The 15,810-nt window shown below is 69.0% G+C and carries 14 protein-coding genes, 1 tRNA gene and 1 pseudogene; 11 read left to right on the forward strand and 5 right to left on the reverse strand.

Annotation, left to right across the window (positions count from 1 at the left end):
- Positions 1-26: 26 nt before the first annotated feature.
- Positions 27-713 carry an HAD hydrolase-like protein gene (locus AS181_RS19170; RefSeq protein WP_058253146.1) on the forward strand — a complete coding sequence of 229 codons (687 nt, stop codon included), beginning with the start codon at positions 27-29 and terminating at the stop codon, positions 711-713.
- A 50-nt stretch (positions 714-763) separates the two neighbouring features.
- The gene (locus AS181_RS19175) at positions 764-1,243 is read left to right on the forward strand and encodes a low molecular weight protein-tyrosine-phosphatase (protein WP_058253128.1); all 480 of its coding nucleotides are present in this window, start codon (positions 764-766) and stop codon (positions 1,241-1,243) included.
- 246 nt (positions 1,244-1,489) lie between these two features.
- On the opposite strand, the gene AS181_RS19180 is transcribed toward AS181_RS19175, so the two are convergent.
- Complete coding sequence (locus AS181_RS19180; protein ID WP_058253129.1) at positions 1,490-2,494, reverse strand: zinc-binding metallopeptidase family protein; 1,005 nt, start codon at positions 2,492-2,494, stop codon at positions 1,490-1,492.
- A gap of 37 nt (positions 2,495-2,531) precedes the next feature.
- On the opposite strand from AS181_RS19180, the gene AS181_RS19185 reads away from it, so the two are divergent.
- Positions 2,532-3,518 (forward strand): SURF1 family cytochrome oxidase biogenesis protein, encoded by a 987-nt coding sequence (locus AS181_RS19185; RefSeq protein WP_171011517.1) that lies wholly within the window; start codon positions 2,532-2,534, stop codon positions 3,516-3,518.
- Here AS181_RS19185 and AS181_RS19190 read toward each other — a convergent pair.
- Positions 3,496-4,500 carry a cobalamin biosynthesis protein gene (locus AS181_RS19190; protein ID WP_058253130.1) on the reverse strand — a complete coding sequence of 335 codons (1,005 nt, stop codon included), beginning with the start codon at positions 4,498-4,500 and terminating at the stop codon, positions 3,496-3,498. The genes AS181_RS19185 and AS181_RS19190 overlap by 23 nt on opposite strands.
- 159 nt (positions 4,501-4,659) lie before the next feature.
- On the opposite strand from AS181_RS19190, the gene AS181_RS19195 reads away from it, so the two are divergent.
- From AS181_RS19195 to AS181_RS19205, 3 genes and pseudogenes are all read left to right on the forward strand, one after another.
- Entirely contained in the window at positions 4,660-5,469 is an 810-nt protein-coding gene (locus tag AS181_RS19195; protein ID WP_058253131.1) for a spermidine synthase, read from the forward strand.
- A 131-nt stretch (positions 5,470-5,600) separates the two neighbouring features.
- Complete coding sequence (locus AS181_RS19200) at positions 5,601-7,580, forward strand: protein kinase domain-containing protein (protein WP_058253132.1); 1,980 nt, start codon at positions 5,601-5,603, stop codon at positions 7,578-7,580.
- 31 nt (positions 7,581-7,611) lie between these two features.
- Positions 7,612-8,369 (forward strand): annotated as a pseudogene (locus tag AS181_RS19205) (endonuclease domain-containing protein).
- A 73-nt stretch (positions 8,370-8,442) separates the two neighbouring features.
- On the opposite strand, the gene AS181_RS19210 reads toward AS181_RS19205, so the two are convergent.
- Positions 8,443-9,267: a maleylpyruvate isomerase family mycothiol-dependent enzyme gene (locus AS181_RS19210; protein ID WP_058253133.1), complete on the reverse strand. Its 825-nt coding sequence runs from the start codon at positions 9,265-9,267 to the stop codon at positions 8,443-8,445.
- A 107-nt stretch (positions 9,268-9,374) separates the two neighbouring features.
- On the opposite strand from AS181_RS19210, the gene AS181_RS19215 reads away from it, so the two are divergent.
- From AS181_RS19215 to AS181_RS19235, 5 genes are all read left to right on the forward strand, one after another.
- Entirely contained in the window at positions 9,375-10,991 is a 1,617-nt protein-coding gene (locus tag AS181_RS19215) for a serine/threonine-protein kinase (protein WP_082652982.1), read from the forward strand.
- Between the two features lie 70 nt (positions 10,992-11,061).
- Positions 11,062-12,045: a helix-turn-helix transcriptional regulator gene (locus tag AS181_RS19220; RefSeq protein ID WP_058253135.1), complete on the forward strand. Its 984-nt coding sequence runs from the start codon at positions 11,062-11,064 to the stop codon at positions 12,043-12,045.
- Positions 12,046-12,147: 102 nt separating this feature from the next.
- Positions 12,148-13,239 carry an NAD(P)H-binding protein gene (locus AS181_RS19225; RefSeq protein ID WP_058253136.1) on the forward strand — a complete coding sequence of 364 codons (1,092 nt, stop codon included), beginning with the start codon at positions 12,148-12,150 and terminating at the stop codon, positions 13,237-13,239.
- A 51-nt stretch (positions 13,240-13,290) separates the two neighbouring features.
- Positions 13,291-13,998 carry a CPBP family intramembrane glutamic endopeptidase gene (locus tag AS181_RS19230; protein ID WP_058253137.1) on the forward strand — a complete coding sequence of 236 codons (708 nt, stop codon included), beginning with the start codon at positions 13,291-13,293 and terminating at the stop codon, positions 13,996-13,998.
- A gap of 496 nt (positions 13,999-14,494) precedes the next feature.
- Positions 14,495-14,566: transfer RNA gene (locus tag AS181_RS19235), tRNA-Val, on the forward strand.
- Positions 14,567-14,623: 57 nt separating this feature from the next.
- Here AS181_RS19235 and AS181_RS19240 read toward each other — a convergent pair.
- Both AS181_RS19240 and AS181_RS19245 read right to left on the reverse strand, forming a co-directional pair.
- On the reverse strand, positions 14,624-15,103 hold the full coding sequence (locus tag AS181_RS19240) for a hypothetical protein (protein ID WP_058253138.1): 480 nt from the start codon (positions 15,101-15,103) through the stop codon (positions 14,624-14,626).
- On the reverse strand, positions 15,096-15,803 hold the full coding sequence (locus tag AS181_RS19245; protein ID WP_269434044.1) for an RNA polymerase sigma factor: 708 nt from the start codon (positions 15,801-15,803) through the stop codon (positions 15,096-15,098). The genes AS181_RS19240 and AS181_RS19245 overlap by 8 nt, the downstream gene beginning before the upstream one ends.
- Positions 15,804-15,810 lie beyond the last annotated feature (7 nt).

Below are 15,810 nucleotides of genomic sequence, written 5' to 3' on the forward strand. Positions count from 1 at the left end.
TCAGACCTTACGTGCACGATGGAGACGTGACGACGACGCCGGATCCCCGCCATCCCGAAACCGTCCTACTCGTCGACCTCGACGGCACGGTCACCGACAGTTTCGCAGGTATCGAGAACAGCTTTCGGCATGCTCTCGCCGTGGTCGGGGCGCCCGAGCCCGATCCGCGCATCGTGGCCGGCATCGCCGGGCCGCCGATGATCGACACGCTGAATGCCCTGGGCCTCTCCCCCGAGACGGCCGACAAGGCGATGCGCGCGTACCGAGAGCGATACACCGAGGTCGGCTGGCTGGAGAACTCGGTGTTCGACGGGATGGCCGAGCTGCTCGCCGATCTGGCCGCCGGCGGCCGGACCCTGGCGATCGCGACGTCGAAGAACCAGACAACCGCGCGTCGGATCCTCGAGCACTTCGGTCTGGCCGGACACTTCCGCTGCATCGCCGGGGCCAGCGACGACGGTACCCGCCGCGAGAAAGCCGACGTGATCGCCTCCGCCCTCGCCGAACTCGGACTGCCCACCGACCCGCAGACCGGGCACGTCACCACTCCGGTCGTGATGATCGGCGACCGCAGCCATGACGTGCTGGGCGCGGCCGAATTCGGCATCTCAGCGATTCTCGTGCGGTGGGGTTACGCTCTGGGCGGGGAGGACCAGGGTGCGACCTGGGTGGTCGAGTCCGTGGCCGAACTCCGCGACGTCCTGGGTGCGTGACCTCGTACCCGACGACCGGCTGAGGCGCACATCGACTTGTTGAGGTAGCAGTGTCTGACGAACTTCACATCTGCTTCGTGTGTACGGGCAACATCTGCCGGTCACCGATGGCGCAGAACATCTTCCGAACGGCACTCGACGACGCCGGACTCGGCGGCAAGGTGCGTGTGTCCAGTTGCGGGACGAGCGGCTATCACATCGGTGAGCCGGCCGACAATCGCGCGCGAACCGAATTGGTCGCGCACGGCTACTCCGACGCACATGTCGCCGCGTTGATCGGACCTGAACATTTCGAGGCCGACCTCCTGCTCGCGATGGACGAGGGCCACGTGCGCGAACTCGAACGCAAACGTCTCGGCGACCGCACACGACTGCTGCGCTCGTTCGATCCGTCCGCGCCCGCCGACGACCTCGATCTCGCCGACCCGTACTACGGCACCCCCGACGACTTCGTGGTGACACGCGAACAGATCGAGGGTTCGATGCCGGGCCTGATCGACTGGGTGCGGGCCGAACTCGGGGTGTCCTGATCCGAAAGAACCACAAAACCGCCGGTCTCTCCTCTGCTCCCTGAGGAGCGCCCGCATTGACAAGACTCGTTGCCCTCGGAGCGAGCCCAACTACTGCTCCCTGAGGAGGCCGGAGCTTGCGGAGGCCGTCACGAAGGGTCTTGAAGAGGTCGGTTGCGAAGACCCTTCGTGACGCGCCCTCCGCAAGCTCCGGGCGCTCCTCAGGGAGCAGGGGGCGGGTCGTTCTTTCGGATCAGGGACTCAGTCTCAGGCCGCCGGCGCGATGAGATTGTGCACGAAGCGGATCTTGGTCAGAACCGTCTCGGGCAGCACGAACGGGTAGAGGTCGGGATGGCCCATCGACCGGTTGATCTGGTTGAGCGCCCACGTCAGCGGTAGCCACTCGTCGATGACCCGGTCGAATCCCACGTCCCCGGGCGGCACCCCGTCGAAGGTCGTGCCCGCGGGCGCCATGGCGAACGCCGCTGCGGTGTCGAGCGTGTCGCGGATGTGCAGGTAGTGCGCGAACGTCTCCGCGAAATCCTCCGCCGGGTGCATCGTCGCGTATGAGGACACGAAGTCCTGCCGCCAGCCCTCGGGAGCGCCCTCGCTGTAGTGGCGGTCGAGAGCCGCCTGATAGTCGTCGTCGGGGTTTCCGAACAGCTCCTCGAAGCCCGCTCGTCGCTCGTCGGTGATGAGGACGAGTTGGTAGTAGTGGCCGATCTCATGCCGGAAGTGCCCGAGGACGGTCCGGTACGGTTCGGCGAGTTCGACTCGCATCTGTTCGCGGTGGACGTCGTCCCCCTCGGCGAGGTCGAGGGTGATGACGCCGTTCGCATGACCGGTGATGACCGACTGCTTCGCACTGGAGAGCAGGTCGAAGGCCAGCCCGGACTCCGGGTTCTCCTCCCGGGTCTCGATGGGGAGCCCGAGTTCGTCGAGTTCCAGGATGAGGCGACGCTTGGCGGTCTCGGTCTGGCCGAAGATGACCAGCGCCTCGGGATCGTCGTCGCCGGGACGGGTACGGGTGAGGCGGCACGACTCACACATGGTCGGCTTGCCGCTCCACTTCACCAGCCAATTGCATTGCGCGACCTTGGTATTGGCACAGCGTTCGAGCAGCACGCCGTCCACCTCCACGCGCGCCTGGTCGTCGAGGACGTGGATGGTCCTGGTCTTCAGCCAGAAGCCGAGCGGGCTCCGGCAGTTCAGACACAGACTGTTCTCGAAGGAGAGACGCTGACCGCACTTCAAGCAGAGGAAGTCTCGCATTTCGATCAGGCTACCCCCGCTCGGTAGCCTGGGCGGTGTGCACGTACTGCGAACGATCCTCCGGCCCGGGTGGATTGCCCTCGGTCTCGTGGTCGCGGCGTTCGCGGTGGCCTGCTTCACCCTGCTCGCGCCCTGGCAGCTGGGCAAGAACTCCGACACCGAACGCCGCAACGACCTGATCCGCACTGCCACGTCGATCGAGACGGCACCGTTGGCGGAGGTGGCGCCGTCGTCGACCTTCGTGCCGTCCTCGGAGTGGCGTTCGGTCGCGGTGACCGGGCGGTACCTGACGGACCGGCAGGCTCTCGTCCGGCTCCGCAACGTCGATCAGCGCCCCGCGGTGGAGGTGCTCACCCCGTTCGCGGTCAGCGGGTCCGACCGGGTCATCCTCGTCAACCGCGGTTTCGTCCGCCCGGTCGAGGGAGCGGTCCCCGACATCCCGGCCCCGCCCGTCGGCGAGCAAACCGTCGACGGCCGCATCCGGGCCGCCGAGAGCGTGAGCACCGACCGCGGCACACGCGTCGAGAACGGCGCACTGACCGTCGCGACCATCAACCCGGGGCTGGTGTCCGCGGCGACGTCCACCCCGATGGACGACTTCTACCTGCAGCTCTCCCCCGACCAGCCGGGCTCGCTCGGCGAGATCCCGCTGCCCCAGCTCGACACCGGCCCCTACCTGTCGTACGGCCTGCAGTGGCTCGCCTTCGGCGTGATGGCCCCCCTCGGCGTCGGCTACTTCCTCTACTCCGAGATCCGCGCCCGTCGCCGGGCTGCCGCTGCGGCCACCGAGACATCGGCGACCGCGGCCGCCGGCACCGCCGTCGACCAGCCGTCCGACCCGGTCGCCGCTGCCACCACGACCGTCGAGTCCCGCTCCCAGCGCCGGCAGCACCGTCGAGAGGAATTGCGGGCCGCCGCCGGGACGACGGTGACCCAGCAGGTCGGCGACATCGGCCATGGCCCGCGCGCCGGTGACGAATCCGGCGACGTCCGCGACAAGCTCACCCGGCGATACGGCGGCTGAGCCGCCTCGCCGCGGCTCCGACGCCCGGTCGTACCACGGCGACGACCGCGCAGGTGAGCACCGTCGCGCGTTGCACGCGCCGCGACAAGGCGACCGCGGCCCGGAGATCGGCCGGCCCCGGCGCCGGTCCGGAACCGAGCGTCGGACGCATCTCGACGCCGTACGGGTAGACGGTCCGACCGCCCAGCTGCACCCCCAGCGCCCCGGCGAACCCGGCTTCGACGACCCCCGCGTTCGGACTCGGGTGGGCACTGCTGTCCCGGCGCCACGCCGCGATCGTCCGCCGCGGGGCGCCGCCGATCACCACCAGCAGCGAACCCGCCAGCCGCGCGGGCAGCAGGTTCACGAGATCGTCGAGGCGCGCGGCCGCCCAGCCGAAGTTCCGGTAGCGCTCACTCCGATAGCCGACCATCGCATCGAGCGTGTTGACCGCCCGATACCCCAGCACTCCGGGGACACCCGCCAGTGCACCCCACACCAGCGGACCGACGGTCGCATCGGAGGTGTTCTCGGCGATCGACTCGAGAGCTGCACGGCAGAGCCCCGCCTCGTCGAGTGACTCCGGGTCCCGGCCGCACAGGCTGGGAATGAGCGCTCGCGCACCCTCGAGGTCCTCGGCCTCCAACGCTTGCGCGACCGCATCGCCGACCCGACACAGCGACGTGCCGCCCAGCGCCACCCACGTCGACGCCGCGGTCACCGCGACGCCGACAACGCCTGCAGATCGCCGACCGGGCAACGCCGCGAGCGCCACCGTCGAACCGACCATCACCCCGACCAGCCCGACGCCCGCCGCCCGCGAGTCCCGGTACATACGCCGCTCGACCGCACCCGTCAGCCGTCCGAATCCGGCCACCGGGTGACCGCGCGACGGATCACCGAACAGCTCGTCGAGCACGAACCCGGCCACCAACCCCGCCGCGGTGACGTCACCACGACGGCGATCGGGGTGCGGACTACGGAAACGCGACGGTCTGGGCACCGCGCGATGGTATCCACCCGGGCTCGTGTGCCTCCGGCCCGCTCGCTTCGCTCCCGGCGCCGGCACCCATTCGGCCCGCTCGCTTCGCTCCCGGCGCCGGCACCCGTACGGCCCGCTCGCTTCGCTCCCGGCGCCGGGCCCGTGCCACACTTGGCCCCCGTGGCCCGGACAACCGCACACCCGACACCCGGTCGGTACGACATCGACACCGGCGTCGCCGAGTTGAGCCCCGACACCATCGCGGGCGGGTGGCTGCTGACCATCAACGGGGCGCACAGCTCGCACATCCACCCCGACGACCCGACCGCGCTCGACTTCGACTACCTGCGGCAGATGGCGGCCGTCATCGACGAACGGCACCCGACGACCGATCGACTCCGGGTCCTGCATCTCGGTGGGGCGGCCTGCGCATTGGCGCGCCACCTCGACCACCGCTACCCGGACGCCCGCCAGGTGGCCGTCGAGATCGACGCCGAACTCGCACGCCTCGTACGGGAGTGGTTCGACCTCCCTCGTGCGCCGAAACTCCGGATCCGGGTCGGCGATGCGCGGCAGGTCGTCGAGTCGCTGCAGCCGGGCACCCGCGAGGTCGTCGTACGGGACGCGTTCGCCGGCGATCGCACCCCACGGCACCTCACGACGCGCGAATTCACCGAACGCGTCCGCGACGTCCTCGTCCCCGGCGGCCTGTATCTCGCCAACTGCGGCGACAGCCGGGACCTCGCCGGCGCCCGCGCCGAAGCCGCGACCGTCGGATCGGTGTTCGACCATCTCGCGCTCATCGCCGACGCCGCGATGTTCAAAGGTCGACGCACCGGCAACATCGTGATCGCGGGCAGCGACACCCCGCTCGATCCGTCGGCCTCCCTCGTCCGCACCCTGCTCAGCGATCCGCTACCGGCGCAAATCCTCTCCGGTGACCGAGCCCGCGAGTTCGCCCGCGGCGAGGCCCTGACCGACGAGCCGTGAAGCACCGGGGTGGTCGCGCGGCCGCCCGCCGGACGCGGAGTCGTGACCCGGCTGCCGGCACACGCTGCACACCCGTTGTCGCCAATGGATAGGGTTGGGTTCGATCCCGACGCCGAGGAACCGAGGATGACGTGAGCGATCCATCGTCGCGTGCGGGTACGACGCTGGGTCCGTACCGCATCGACAGACTCCTGGGTCGTGGCGGGATGGGTGAGGTCTACGAGGCCTACGACACCGTCCGGGAACGCCGCGTCGCCCTGAAACTCCTGCCCCCACACCTGGTGCACGACAAGGACTTCCGCGAGCGCTTCGAGCGGGAGTCGAAGACCGCGGCGAAGCTCTCCGACCCGCACGTCATCCCGATCCACGACTGGGGCGAGAAGGACGGCGTCCTCTTCATCGACATGCGGCTCGTCGACGGGCAGGACCTGCGCAAGCTGCTCGCCGCCGGTCCGCTGCCCGCCGCCCGGGCGGTTGCGATCCTCGGCCAGGTGGCGTCGGCTCTCGACGCCGCGCACCGCAACGGCCTCGTCCACCGAGACATCAAGCCGGACAACATCCTCGTCGACGCCGACGACTTCGCCTACCTCGTCGACTTCGGCATCGCGCAGGGCGCGAGCGACAGCCGCCTCACCCAGATCGGGACCGCGCTCGGGACACTCGCCTACATGGCGCCGGAGCGGTTCGGCGACGACCCCGCCGGGCCGAGTTCGGACAACTACGCGTTGGCCTGCGTGTTGTACGAATGTGTCACCGGTCAGACCCCGTATCCGGTGAAAACCGATCAGGGTCTGATGGCCGCGCACATCACCAAGGAACCGCCGACGATGGGCGGTCCGCTCGACCCGGTCATCGCGCGCGGACTCGCCAAGGATCCGGCGCAGCGCTATCCGACGGCGCGCGAACTGATCCGGGCCGCGGCGTCGGCGCTGACCGAACCGCCCGCGTCGTCGGCACCGCCGACGGTGACACCGCGCATCGTGACACCACCCCCGATGGCCCCGCCCACCTACGCGCCCGGAGGGCCCGGCTCGGACGCGTTTCGCAAGCAAGGGAGTCCGGTCCCCTCGGATCGGACGGTCATCTCGCCCGGCACACCCGCGCCCGGACAGCCCGGCGGCGCCCCCGGTTTCGGGCCACCGCCGGGACAGTCCGGCCCGCAACGACTTTCGAGCCCCCAGTCCTATTCGGGCCCCCAGTCGCATTCGGGCGCGCCGTCCTACCCGGGTCCCCAACGCTCGGGTCCCCAGTCCTATTCGGCTCCCCAGCGCTCCAGCCCGCAACAGTTCTCCGGCCCGCAACAGTTCGCGGGCCCGGGGCAGTGGGGCACCCCGACCGCCCCGCCGCGGAAATCGAACACCGGACGGAATGTGGCCATCGCGGTGGGAGCCGGGCTGGTCGTGATCGCGCTGGCGGTCACCGGCATCATCGTGGTCCTGGCCGGTTCGGGCGATGAGGACCCGGCCCCGCCGAGCACGTCGACCAGTGCGATCCCGGCGGGCACCGTTGCGTGCGACTACCCGACACGAACCGCGGTCGGCGGCATCACCCAGCCCGCTCCCGCCCCGAGCCAACCGAACACCGGAACGGTCGACGCGCAGATCCCCATTGCCGGCCAGGGCACGATCGACCTGACGCTCGACCGTGCCGAGGCGCCCTGCAACGTGGGGGCGATGGTGTCGTTGATCGAGTCCGGTTTCTACGACAACAGCAAGTGTCACCGCGCGTCGCGGCAGTACCTGATCTGCGGCTCGTCCGGCGGCCGTGAGGGCACCAACCCGGGCTGGACCAGCCCGGACGAGCTGCCCGAGAATTTGCCGTCGGCCGGCACCGACGACGACGGCGTACCGCAGGTCACCTACCCACGCGGCACCGTCGGCATCCTCGATCTGCCCGATGACGAGGGTGCCACCGGATCCACGACGTTCTTCCTGCTCGCCGACGACACCGACCTCCCCTTGACCTACTCGACCGTCGGCACCATCGACCCGTCCGGGCTCGCCGTCCTCGACAAGGTCCTGGCCGGCGGCTTCACCCCGAATGCCCCGGGTGCGGCGTCGGGCCCGCCGAAGCAGAACCTGCTGATCCAGAAGGCGACCGTGGGCGGGTGACCCGCGGAGTCCATGTGGATCCGGTTGCGGTTTGTCCCGGCAACCGGGACAAACCGCAACCAGAATTCTGGGCCATCACCGATCGGCGCGCGCACAGGCACGGATCGCAGTACTCTCCGTGAGCTCGAACGCCGCGTTGGGTGGGGTTGCCGCCGCTTGGTGGTTGGGCCTCCACCCGAAAGAACCTCGAAAACACCTGGTGTTCACCGGCTCTCACGGAGCGCATTCGCGCTCGTCGGCGACTGCGGTGGTCCGGCACCGCCGCCTGACCGACGCCGACGTCGCCACGCACGCCGACCTCAGGGTCACCGCAGCGGCGCTCACCGTCCTCGACGCCTCCGCCGAACTCGGAATCGCTGTCCTCGATTCGGCTCTTCTCTCCGGCACGGTGAAACTCGCCGACCTGCAGGCCGCACACTCGCGCTACCCCGGGCGGCATGGTTCTCCGGCCATCACTCAGTACTTGCGACTCCTCGGCGACGGCGCGCGATCGGAGGCGGAGCGAATCGTGGCCACGTTGTTTCGCGAGTCGGGCATAGTGAGCTGGACACCGAACGTGGGCGCCGAGGGATATGTCATCGACATGGCCTTTGCCCGGGAGAAGCTGGCTGTCGAAATCGACGGATTCGCCTATCACCGCGATGTCACGACGTTTCAGCGAGATCGGACAAAGCGCAATGCGCTCATCGCCGCGGGCTGGTCCTGAACTTCACCTGGGCCGACATCGTCGAACGCGGCGATCAGGTGGTGACCACGGTGAGAAATGCCTTGAGCCGTTCGGCCGCCTGATCCGGTTGCGACTTGTCCCGCAAAGCGATACAAACCGCAACCAAATCAGGACTAGCCGCCGAGGTCCACCCGACTAGATCACGTAGTTCATCCGGCTCAGGATCGCTTGTCCGAGAACCTGGTCGCCGTGCAACTCCACCGCAGACGAATCGGCATCCCGTCGGCCGCCGGCGTACCGCGCAAGATTCGTCGCATCCAGCCGGATACGCACGTCGGCGGCGTCGTCGCCGCCGTCGAACTCGTCGACGACACCCGCCCGGTCCCCGACGGCGATTCGCACGGTTCGCGGAGACACCCCGGTGATGTCGAAGAGGACGGTGCTGCCCTTCGGTGCATCGGCTCGCTTCCCGACGACGAAGGGCAACGACGCGCCGATCTCGTCGAGTGCGAACGACGCCGGGCCCGGCTCGGCCACGGCGGAACGATCGGTGCCGTCACGCAGGTCGATCTCGTGCACCCAACAGTCGAAGATCCGAATCCGCATGAAGCGCCCGTACGTATCCGGCCCGGCGGGCGTCATCGACTCGGCGTCGAAGTCGTTCTGCGACATGGCTTTCAGCGCCTCGGTCCGGACGCCGATGATCTCGTCGAGGGCGGCGACCACCTCGGCACGCGGCTTCGGGCGGTAATGGTCGACCCACTTCTCGTTGAGTTCGCCGATCGGGTTACGGACGTGGTCGAGGGCGCTGACCGTACGGGTGGCCTCGACGTCGCGGCCGTCGAGCATGCTTTCGGTCCCGACGATGTGGGCGACGATGTCGGCATTGGTCCAGCCGGGCAGAACCGACGGCGCCGACCACGCATCGTCGTCGAGCGCGCGGGCCAGTTCGCCGATCACGCCCCACTGCGCGATCAGAGCCTCGGTCACCTCGTCGATCGGCAGGATCGTCGTCGCCATCGTTTCTCCTCGGGTCTGAATCGGCGATCAGGGTCGCCGGCGGGTCACTCGGTTCAACCGTATCGGGGACCGATCTGCGGATCCCGGGACCCGCCGAACGGAGGACAATGCGTGGGGTCGGCCCCGGCGAACGACCCGGACACCCTACGCTTGTCCGCGTGTCTGCATCCGTGCGCGCCGGCGACCGGCTCGGTCCGTACCTCATCGACGGGTTGATCGGCCGGGGCGGAATGGGCGAGGTGTACCGCGCGACCGACACCCGCAAGGACCGGGTCGTCGCCCTGAAGCTGCTCAGCCCTCAGGTCGCCGACGACCCGGCTTTCCGTGACCGGTTCCACCGCGAGTCGCGCGTTGCCGCCCGCCTCAACGATCCACACGTCATCCCGATCCACGACTGGGGAGAGATCGAGGGGCGCCTGTTCATCGACATGCGCCTGGTCGACGGCCGCGACCTACGCACCCTGCTCCTGCAGGACGGACCCCTGCCGGCTGAACGCGCGCTGCGGATCGTCGGTCAGATCGGTGACGCCCTCGATGCTGCGCATCGATCCGGCCTCGTCCACCGCGACGTCAAACCCGACAACATTCTCGTCGACGATCGCGACTTCGCGTACCTCGTGGATTTCGGTCTCGCACAGGCGGACACCGACACACGGTTCACGAGCACCGGCACCGCAGTCGGTTCCTTCGGCTACATGGCGCCGGAGCGGTTCGGCGACGATGCCGTGGGGCCGCCCGCCGACATCTACGCGCTGGCGTGCGTGCTGTTCGAATGTCTCGCCGGAGTGCACCCGTTCGCCTCGGCGACCACCATCGAGCGGTTGATCGCCGCCCACCTCACCGCCCCGCCGCCGCGCCTCGGTGCCGCGATCGATCACGTCATCGCCCGCGGGATGGCGAAAGATCCGTCGCAGCGCCAGCTCTCGGCGGCGGCGCTGGTCGCCGACGCCGGCGGTGCCCTGCGGTCGGAGCCTCTCGGTGGCGCGCCGACGATCGTCCCGGCCGGAACCCCCACCGTCGTGCCCGCCACCCCGTCGGCATCGACACCCGCCGCTCCAGCCGGGCCGTGGGACGCCACCCGGGCCGCGGTCTGGACCACACCGCCCCGCCGCCGGTCACCTCTCGTTCCCATCGTCGTGGCGACGTCCGTCGTGCTGCTGATCTGCGCCGGCGTCGTCGCCTGGGCGATCGTCACGACCGAGCGGGACAACCCGGCGACCACAGCCGCCGACGCATCCGCAGTGTCCACGACCACCGAGGCGGCGCCCCAGCCAACGACGCCGACGCCGGCCGAACCGACGCCCCTTCCCGGACCGACTTTGCAACCGGGCCCCGCGTCGCAGCCGGGTCCGGCACCCCGGCCGTCGGCGAGTCCTCAACCCGCAATCGTCCCCGGCGATCTCGGTCTCACCGTGCCGATGACCCGGCCGGCGTGCGACGGCACGGGGATCGTCGTGGTCGCCAACGCGACCGCACCCGGGAACTACCCCGGCGAGGTGCAGTCCTATTTGAACCAGTACCCGGGTGCGAGCTACTTGCGCACAGATCAGTCGTGTCCGTCGCTGAAGCAGGTGAGCGATGACGGCACTCCGATCTATGCGGTCTACTACGTCGCGGGCCGCACTCTCGAGGACATCTGCACGATGCGCAACCAGATCGGCGGCCTTGCATACGGCCGCTGGCTCGACTACACCACCGACCCGGAATCGCAGATCACCTGCTGACCGCGCCCCTACAGGGACGACGCGACGAACAAGGACCGGACCTGTCCGCATCGTCGGGCAGGATGGGCACATGTTGGAAACCTCCGCGCGGTTGCTCGCGTTGCTGTCGCTACTGCAGACACGACGCGAGTGGTCGGGCCCCGAACTCGCCGAGCGCCTCGACATCACCACCCGCACCGTGCGGCGCGACATCGACAAACTGCGCGAGCTGGGCTACCCGGTGGACGCCAACGTCGGCTCGCGCGGTGGCTATCGGCTGGGCGCCGGCGCGGAGATGCCGCCGCTGCTGCTCGACGACCAGGAGGTCCTCGCGGTCGCTCTGGGGCTCGACGCGGTGACGACCGGTGCGGTCGCCGACATGGCGGAGGCCTCGGCGGGCGCGCTCGCGAAGCTGCGTCAGGTCATGCCGTCGAGGCTGCGCCACCGACTCGACGCCCTGCGGATCGAGGCCGTGCCCCGTACCGCGCCGGCGAGCGCGGTGTCCGCCGACCGGCTCACCGAGATCGCGACCGCATGCCATCGGAACGAGCGGCTGCGGTTCGACTATCGGCGCAACGACGGGGAGGAGAGCCGACGCGAGATCGAACCCTATCGACTCGTCCGCAACGGGAACCGTTGGTATCTGGTCGGTTTCGACATCCAACGCGGCGCCTGGCGGTCGTTCCGCGTCGACCGGATGGAACCGAAGGTGCCGACCGGACCGCGTTTCACCCCGCGCGAACCACCCGAGGGAGGGGCGGCGGCGTTCGTTCTGCGCGGTCTCGGGTCCGTCTACCGGCGGGCGACGGCGCGGGTGCGTATCCATGCCTCGCTCGACGAGGTGTCGGCGATGGTCCACGAATCGTGGGGTGCACTCGAGTCCGGCGACGAGCACAGTTGCGAGATCACGCTGTACAGCACGTCGCTCGCGGAGATCGCTCGCTGGCTGTACGCCTTCGGCGCGGATTTCACCGTGATCGAACCGGTTGAACTCCGGGCCGAGTTGGTGGCCGCCGCGGAGTACCACGACCGGGTCGCCGAACGGTACCGACGGGCAGTCGTCGCGCAACCGTGACCGTCACCGACGCCGTTACCCGACCGTGACATCGGCACCGTGTCTGTCACATGGACGCTCCCGAGCCGACCGACTCCGCCGATTTTCTCTACCGTCGGTGTCATGCGACTTCTCATCACTGGCGCCACGGGGTACGTCGGTTCCCGCTTGGTGTGCGCACTGCTCAAGCAGGGACACGACGTGGTCGTCACGTCACGGGACACCCGGAAGCTGGCCAAGTTCGGTTGGTCGGACCAAGTCAGCATGGTGACCATGGACGCCGACGACCCGGCGTCGGTCAGGAGCGCGATGTCGGACGCCGGGCAGATCGACGCGATCTACTACCTCGTCCACGCCATCGGCCAGGCCGACTTCGCGAACGGCGACCGCGACGCCGCACGCAACGTCGCCGAAGCCGCGCGTGACGCCGGAGTGGGACGGATCATCTATCTCGGCGGTTTCGTGCCGTCGGACGACAAACTGTCCACCCATCTGCAGAGCCGCGCCGACGTCGCCGACGGACTGGTGGTCGACGGCGGGCCCGAACTGGTGTGGCTGCGCGCCGCAGTGGTCATCGGCGCGGGTTCGACGTCGTTCGAGATCATTCGCTACATGGCCGACCGACTGCCGGTGATCCCCGAACCCGAATGGATCACCAACGAGATGGATCCCATCTCCATCCGCGACGCGGTCCATTACCTGGCCGCGGCGTGCGACTCGTCGGTCCTACCCGCCGGGAACTACGACATCTCCGGCCCCGACAGCGCACGCTACATCTCGATCCTGCACGAGTACGTGTCGGCGATCCGGATGCCGAGGTTGCGGTTGCCGGTCTTCGGGATCTCGACCCGGCTCGCGGGCCGGGTCGGCGGCATGCTCGTGCCGGTCCCGGCGTCGCTCACCGAGGAGCTCGTCACCTCCCTCGACCACCCGATGACGGCGTCCGAGCACCGCATCCGCGACCTCGTCCCGCCGCCCGAGGGCGGACTGACACCGATGCGCGAGGCCGTCCACGCATCCGTGCGGTCGCCGTATCCCCGCTCGGTGTGCGACCTCGACGACCTCCACCACCTCGCCGACACCGACCCGGCCTGGGCCGGCGGCGACTGGCTGCGGGTCAAGCGCAGCGTCGTCGAGACGATCGGTACGTCCCTCGGAGTGGCGACGAAGGTCGTCGGAGTCCTCCGACCGGGTCGCGCCGATGTAGCGTCGTGAGCGGTGACCGTTAGTCGACCGACTCCCTGACCGATCGAACTAGGTGGTGATGTGCTGGTGACCTCACTGGCGCGCGACCTGTACGACTCCGTCGCCGCGGACCGCGACCCCGATCCCGGCGCCCACTACATCCGACGACGCTGGCTGGTCGGCGTCTTCCTCGTCATCGGTGCGGTGGTTCTCGGCATCTCCCTGCGGGTAGAGCCGGGAGATGCCGCGTTCTACCCGCTGACCATCGGCCTGGCGGCCGTATGGATCGTCGGTGCGTTCGTCTCCGGACCGCTGCGCCTCGGTGCCTTCAGCCCCACCCCCTCGCGCCCGCCCGACCGGATCGGGGCGATTGGACTCGGCGTCGTCGTCGGTCTGGCCGTGGGCGGCGCGTTCGTGGTCGGCGGCCTGGTGGCACGGATGATCCCCGGCGTCAGCGACCTCGCCAACCAGGTTCTGGCCTTCGCCGACTTCGGCAGCCTCGCCGTGGTCACCGCGATCACGATGCTCAACGGCCTCGCCGAGGAGCTGTTCTTCCGCGGCTCGGTCTACTCGGCGGCCCGCCCGCACAATCCGATCCTCGTGTCGACGGTCATCTACGTGCTGGTCACCATGGCCAGCGGCAACGTGATGCTCGGCTTCGCCGGCGCGGTCCTCGGCACCGTCTGCGCCATCCTCAGACGCAGTACCGCCGGCGTCCTCGCACCCGCGATCACCCACGTGATCTGGGGCGCGGTCATGGTCCTGGCCCTCCCGTCCGTCTTCGCCTGACCGCCAGACCTCAACTCGACTCCCAGACTTCGATCGAAGTCTGTCGGTTGAGTTGAAGTCTGCCGGTCCCCCGGTCCCCGATCCGAGAGAATCGACCCCATTGCTCCCTGAGGACCGCCCGGAGCTTGCCCGGGGGAACATTCCCCTGCTCTGTGAGGAGTGCGCGGAGCTCGCGGAGGGCCATACCATCGCTCCCTGAGGAGCGCCCGGAGCTTGCGGAGGGCCATACCATCGCTCCCTGAGGAGCGCCCGGAGCTTGCGGAGGGCGCGTCACGAAGGGTCTTCGCAACCCGACTGACCAAGACCCTTCGTGACGCTCGCAAGCTCGCTCCTCAGGGAGCAGGCGGGGCTCGCAAGCTCGCTACTCAGGCAGCAGGGCGGGGCTCTCAAGCTCGCTCCTCAGGGAGCGTGGTAATCCCGGCCAGACCCGGTTTGAGCGACCGGCATCGGAGCGACTAAATTCGTGTGCGCAGCGCCACGTTCGTCAGCGCGGCACGCGCGTATAGCTCAGCGGTAGAGCTCTGGTCTTACACACCAGCGGTCAGGGGTTCGAATCCCTTTGCGCGCACTCCCTCGATTTCGTAGCTCAGACCCGCGCCCAGCGCGACTCCTAGCCGTGAAACCGCTACCGGCTCAACCACTCCCGCGTGTACACATCCTGCCACCGCACCGAGATGTTGCGTCGGGCCGCGGCACTGCTCTCGGCCCCTAGGGTGTCGAGCAGCACCTCGTCGACGATGTCGCGTACCTCGTCGGAGAGCGCGGGCAGCTCGTCGGCGTACCGGGCGATCAACCCGACGCGCACGCCGTCGACGGTGTCACCGGCGCCGTCGACCGACACGAACACTGTCAACCGACCGAGTTCGCGGCGCGTCCGAACGGCGATGAGTTGTTTGACGACGCGGTCGCTCGTGTTGACGCGCAGTTCGTCGGTCGCCAGGGTTCGAGCCGGGCGCCGAATGCGTTGCAGGCTGCCCGAGATCGAGGTGATCAGCCGATCGACGTCACCGATGGGTTCGTCGGCGGCGATCTGCTGTGTCGCCTCGACGAGCCAGGCGTCGGCGACGTCGGTGGCCTCGAAGTCACGTCCGTGCTTGTCAGGCACCGACCTCGCCTCCCTCCGCGTCGTCGACGGTCTCCGTCGGTGTGATTCTCGGTTTACCAGGGTTCCACGGCGCCAAACGGGTCAACAGGAACTTCCGGCTCCGCTGGAGATGACCGCGCACCGATCCCGTGGTGATGCGCAACACCTGTCCGATTTCCTCGAGCGTAAGCCCCTCGACTTCCTTCAGCCACCACGCGGCGCGCGAATTGGCGGGGAGATTGTCCAATTCGGCGCGCAGGGCATCCATGAGCAGACTCCGTTCGGCGATGTCGGAGGGCAGCGGTCCGGCGGCCTCGAGTTCGGCGAAGCGCTCGTCGTCGAACGGGACGTCGCGTCGGCGGCGGTGGTAGTCCACCGCCTTGCGGTGCGCGATGGCGAACATCCAGGTGCGGAAGCTGCTTCGGAAAGCGAAGTCGGGCAGCCCCTTCCACGCGTCGAGCAAGGTCTCCTGCGTAAGGTCCTCGGCGGTCTGCTGACCGTCGACCATCCGCAGCATGTATCGCAGCAGACCCGGGGTCACGCGCCGGACGAGCACGTCGAAGGCCTCGGTGTCGCCGACGGCCGCCGCGCCGGCGAGTTCGTCATCGCCGAGCTCGGAGAGGTCGAGTCCAACTAGGGCGTGTTGATCAAGAAGGTGCGGGGTGGCCAGCCGCCGCGAGTTGCGCGGGAGAATGGGCGTGTGAAGATCCAGGTGCTGCATATCGAGG

The sequence above is a fragment of the Gordonia sp. SGD-V-85 genome (assembly GCF_001456905.1).
Lineage (GTDB): Bacteria > Actinomycetota > Actinomycetes > Mycobacteriales > Mycobacteriaceae > Gordonia > Gordonia hongkongensis.

What these genes read in the sequence shown, in the direction of transcription:
- AS181_RS19180 (WP_058253129.1), bottom strand. Translation starts at nt 2,494, where the DNA reads ATGCGAGACTTCCTCTGCTTGAAGTGCGGTCAGCGTCTCTCCTTCGAG.
- AS181_RS19210 (WP_058253133.1), bottom strand. Translation starts at nt 9,267, where the DNA reads ATGGCGACGACGATCCTGCCGATCGACGAGGTGACCGAGGCTCTGATC.
- AS181_RS19215 (WP_082652982.1), top strand. Translation starts at nt 9,375, where the DNA reads ATGCGTGGGGTCGGCCCCGGCGAACGACCCGGACACCCTACGCTTGTC.
- AS181_RS19220 (WP_058253135.1), top strand. Translation starts at nt 11,062, where the DNA reads ATGTTGGAAACCTCCGCGCGGTTGCTCGCGTTGCTGTCGCTACTGCAG.
- AS181_RS19225 (WP_058253136.1), top strand. Translation starts at nt 12,148, where the DNA reads ATGCGACTTCTCATCACTGGCGCCACGGGGTACGTCGGTTCCCGCTTG.
- AS181_RS19245 (WP_269434044.1), bottom strand. Translation starts at nt 15,803, where the DNA reads ATGCAGCACCTGGATCTTCACACGCCCATTCTCCCGCGCAACTCGCGG.